We start from the raw sequence: 1,114 nt of genomic DNA, 5'->3' as shown, positions 1-1,114 counted from the left end.
TATTGAGCCGGAACTGATGGGTTTCCTATTGGGTCGTGTAGCGGACGTGTTGGGCGGTGAAGTAGCCGCAGACGATGCGGGGTTGGCGTTGTCTGTGGTGCGGGAAGCGCCGGGTTTCGTGGGCGAGTTCCTCGGCTGAGGTGGCGCGGGCCGCGTGGACATGGTGCTTCAGATCGGCGTTCAGCAGTTCGTCGGGGTTGAGTTCGGGGCTGTAGCCGGGAATCAGGTGTAGCTCGATGTGGTCCGCGTTCTCGGTGAGCCAGGCGAGGACGGCCTTGCTGCGGTGGACGGGATGCCGGTCGAAGATGACGTGGACCTTCCGGCGCGCGTGCGTGGCGAGGCGGTCGAGGAAAAAGCACATCACTTTCGCGGTGAACTTCCCAGGGAAGACGGTGAACCACAGCGCACCGCGCGAGGCGACCGCGGACATGATGTTGACCTTGAAGCGGCGGCCGTTGACCCGCGCCAGCGGGGTCTGCCCGGCCGGGACCCACGAGCGTCCCGACGGGGCGGTGTCCGAGCACAGACCACACTGGTCCGCCCAGACCAGTTCCGCCTTCTCCACGCTCGCCTGGGCCCAGATTGCCGGATACTCCTGCTCCAGCGACCTGCTGACCTGGTCGTTTTGCTGCCGGTAGGAGCGACGGGCGGGCCGCTGCGGGGTGAGGTCGTGCCGACGCAGCCACTTGCCCACGCCCCGCCCGGTCATCGACACCCCGCACACCAGCTTGATCAGCACGCGGACCGAGGCGCGGGTCCACAGCACGCCGCTCTGCCCGATGTCGGCCGGCGTGTAGTCCTGCATCGCCCGCAGCACCGCACCACGAGCGGAATCATCGATCAGCTCACCCTTGCCTGCCCGGGGTTCACGCGCTGCCGCGAGCAGCGCCCTTCTCCCACCCGTCCGGCTGGCCCGCCACCAGGTACCCACCGACCGCGCGGAGACCCCGAACACCTCCGCCGCCTGCCCCTACGTCCGAACCCGCCCCGACTCCAGCACGCACACCACCCGCAGCCGCAGACCCTCCTGCGCAGCGGGCGATAGACGCCGCATGTCCCCACCCTCGATCACACCCCACCAACAGCAGGAAACCCACCATTTCCGGCTCAATAG

At 68.0% G+C, this 1,114-nt stretch carries 1 protein-coding gene; it reads right to left on the bottom strand.

Annotated features, from left to right (window positions below):
- Window positions 1–25: 25 nt before the first annotated feature.
- The gene (locus ACLJWH_RS41940) at window positions 26–955 is read right to left on the bottom strand and encodes an IS630 family transposase (RefSeq protein WP_411147069.1); all 930 of its coding nucleotides are present in this window, start codon (window positions 953–955) and stop codon (window positions 26–28) included.
- Window positions 956–1,114 lie beyond the last annotated feature (159 nt).

It is taken from the genome of Streptomyces sp. x-80 (assembly GCF_046549095.1).
Lineage (GTDB): Bacteria > Actinomycetota > Actinomycetes > Streptomycetales > Streptomycetaceae > Streptomyces > Streptomyces celluloflavus.
Note: the sequence above shows the minus strand (reverse complement) of the source record. Positions and strands in the feature narration are given on the sequence as shown.